This is a genomic window from Pseudoalteromonas sp. G5_S1_14_S5 (genome assembly GCF_054968605.1).
Window position 1 is genome coordinate 1 of the sequence record NZ_JBQKUM010000152.1, and the last position, 2,995, is coordinate 2,995.

Sequence of the window (2,995 nt, forward strand, 5' to 3'; positions counted from 1 at the left end):
CGGAAAAGTTCATTTCAATTTAGATATTTGTGTAGAAGAGTGAGCAATAGAACTGCTCATGCCATATAAAGCGCATGTACATACAATCACTGCTGACAATGGTAGGGAGTTCGCTAATCATGAAGAAATTGCGGAGGCATTAGAGGCAGATGTTTACTTTGCACATCCATACAGTTCATGGGAGCGTGGAGCAAACGAAAATGCTAACGGTCTGCTTCGCCAATATGTACCGAAAGGTTCTGATTTACGTGAAGTTAGTGAGGACGTGATATCTCTCGCCATGGCAAGAATAAATTACAGGCCAAAGAAGTGTTTAGGCTTTAAACAGCCAGCCGTGATATTCAAAGAAATGTGCATGGCTGCTTAAATGGGGAAGTGTCGCACTTCGGACTTGAATTCGGGATTAACAAAGGAGCTTTGATTGATATTGAACAGCTTGATATGGATGACCCGAGTTCCTTGTCTAATCTCATTAGTTACACTGATGGTGATAGGTTAAGAATCAAAGTTATCACACCAACTAAGCGATTCGTTAGTCAAGCTATGTCTATACCTTATTTCCGTAACTCTCAACCTCATATGTTTGAAATTAAAGGCACGACATTGCCAGAAGAAGTGCATATTCAGATAGATGGTGTATTAGGACGAGGAACGATCAAGCGTGCTTTTACTACCGATTCTGGCTGGCAATATCGTGTCACGACCTGTGGCGGTGCAGGTATTGTGATTGCCTGTGCTGTTGGTGATTATGGTGAGCTAGTGATGTGCTTCGCTGGTATTACAACAATCCCTGTTTTCTCTGGTTCATCTTATATTGATGAGCGATTCTTCGATAAGCTTGAGAAGGGGAAACAGATCGAATTACTCGATGAAAAGGGGCATTACCTCAGCGGCTTTTTTTACCATGAGGTGAAAATTTGGGACAGAGAAGCCGGGGAGATTTTTGACCTTAAAGCTGGTGGGTTAGGGCTAGGAATGGGTGAAGCAGTCTCAATTAAATTCACGCGTTGGTAATTATAAGTAACGGAAAGAATAATGAAAAAAGTAACTTTATCGCTTAGTGTGTTGTTCTTTTCTGGCGTGTTAGGAACAGCCGTTCAAGCGCAAGAAATAGAAACATCTCATGAGTTATCACCAATGCACAAGGCTGTTATGGGGCCTTGGAATCTTCTTCGTGTTAATGGTGAGCAGGCGACACACCAAGCATCAATACAAATAGCACGATATAACATTTATGGTCGTACGGGGTGTAACCATTTTGTCACCCAAGTGACGACATTTGAGCAGGGCTATTTGGCATTCACCCCAATTGCCATCACGAGAATGGGCTGTAGTGGAACTCGAGCGATTCAAGAGAATCTGATTTTTGATACGTTCGAAGAGAGCGTTACTGTGGCTTACGACGATGTAGGTGAACAGCTGACGATTATCGGGCATGACAATACGTTGGTTTTCGAACCGTCAAGCTAGTTTGGGATTGATTGGATGTTAAAAAGGGCCTCGATGAGGCTCTTTTTGTTATAGTTTATGAGTTGTCGTTGAAACCAAAGCTAGCATTAGTACTTTGTGGTTTACACCGTTTGAGTTAGTGGTAACTCACTACCAACGAAGCATTCATATCGTACCCCATGGTGACATCGGTATCGCCTTCGACTAATACAAAGTGCTGAGGAATCCCCTAATGATTTTTATAAAAATCATTAGCTTAAGGTAGAAACACATCTTGTCATGTGATCAAATGGTTTCGCCAAAAATCAATAATCAAACAGCAAGATGTGCGAACTCGATATTTTACACGACTCTCTTCACCAATTCTGCCCTGAATTACACTTAAAACGACTCAATAGCTTAACGCTGGCTTGTCACGCATTACTTGACTGTAAGACGCTCACTCTTACCGAGCTCGGTCGTAACCTGCCAACGCAAGCTAGAACAAAACACAACATCAAACGAATCGACCGATTGTTAGGCAATCGTCACTTGCGTAAAGAGCGCATCGCTATATATCGTTGGCATGCTAGCTTTATCTGTTCGGGTAATCCGATGCCTATTGTTCTTATTGACTGGTCTGATATTCGTGAGCAAAAACGCCTCATGGTGTTACGAGCTTCAGTGGCACTACACGGGCGCTCTGTTACCCTTTATGAGAAAGCGTTTCCGCTTTCAGAGCAGTGTTCAAAGAAGGCTCATGACCAGTTTCTAGCTGACCGAGCAAGTATTTTGCCAAGTGGAACTACACCACTCATTGTCAGTGATGCTGGCTTTAAAGTGCCATGGTATAAATCCGTTGAGAAGCTGGGTTGGTACTGGTTAAGTCGAATTAGAGGGAAAGTGCAATATGCAGATCTGGGTGCAGAAAACTGGCAGCCCATCAGTAAGTTACATAGTAAATCCTCTCGCCGTTCAAAGTCTTTAGGCTATAAGAGGTTGACCAAGAGCAATCCAATCTCATGCCAAATCGTACTGTATAAATCTCGTTCTAAAGGCCGAAAAAATCAACGTTCGACACGGACTAATTGTCACCACCCATCTCCTAAAGTGTACTCTGCTTCGGCAAAAGAACCATGGGTTCTAGCGACTAACTTACCTGCGAAAACACGAACACCTAAGCAACTTGTTAGGATCTACTCCAAGCGCATGCAGATTGAAGAAACCTTCCGAGACTTGAAAAGCCCGGCCTACGGTTTAGGCCTGCGTCATAGCCGAACTAGCAACCCTGACCGTTTTGATATAATGCTACTAATTGCCCTAATGCTTCAACTGACTCTTTGGCTTGCCGGAGTTCATGCACAGAAACAAGGTTGGGATAAGCACTTCCAAGCTGATACTGTCAGGGATCGAAATGTACTCTCAACAGCTCGCTTAGGCTTGGAAGTGTTGCGACATTCTGTCTACACAATAAAGAGGGAAGACATGCTCATATCAGCGACTGTTCTGGCTCAAGATTTACTCAAGCACGGTTGTACTTTGGGGAAATTATGAGGGGATCCCTCAG

3 protein-coding genes and 1 pseudogene are annotated in these 2,995 nt (G+C 43.4%); all 4 read left to right on the forward strand.

Annotated elements, in window-relative coordinates; genetic code table 11:
- Nucleotides 1–46: 46 nt before the first annotated feature.
- Nucleotides 47–367, forward strand: a pseudogene (locus tag ACTRWI_RS22145) (IS30 family transposase); the annotation flags it as partial.
- A gap of 50 nt (nucleotides 368–417) precedes the next feature.
- Complete coding sequence (locus ACTRWI_RS22150; protein ID WP_499133856.1) at nucleotides 418–1,014, forward strand: hypothetical protein; 597 nt, start codon at nucleotides 418–420, stop codon at nucleotides 1,012–1,014.
- 21 nt (nucleotides 1,015–1,035) lie between these two features.
- Nucleotides 1,036–1,470, forward strand: a complete 435-nt coding sequence (locus tag ACTRWI_RS22155; RefSeq protein WP_499133857.1) for an META domain-containing protein — start codon at nucleotides 1,036–1,038, stop codon at nucleotides 1,468–1,470.
- 303 nt (nucleotides 1,471–1,773) lie between these two features.
- Entirely contained in the window at nucleotides 1,774–2,982 is a 1,209-nt protein-coding gene (locus ACTRWI_RS22160; RefSeq protein ID WP_499133858.1) for an IS4 family transposase, read from the forward strand.
- Nucleotides 2,983–2,995 lie beyond the last annotated feature (13 nt).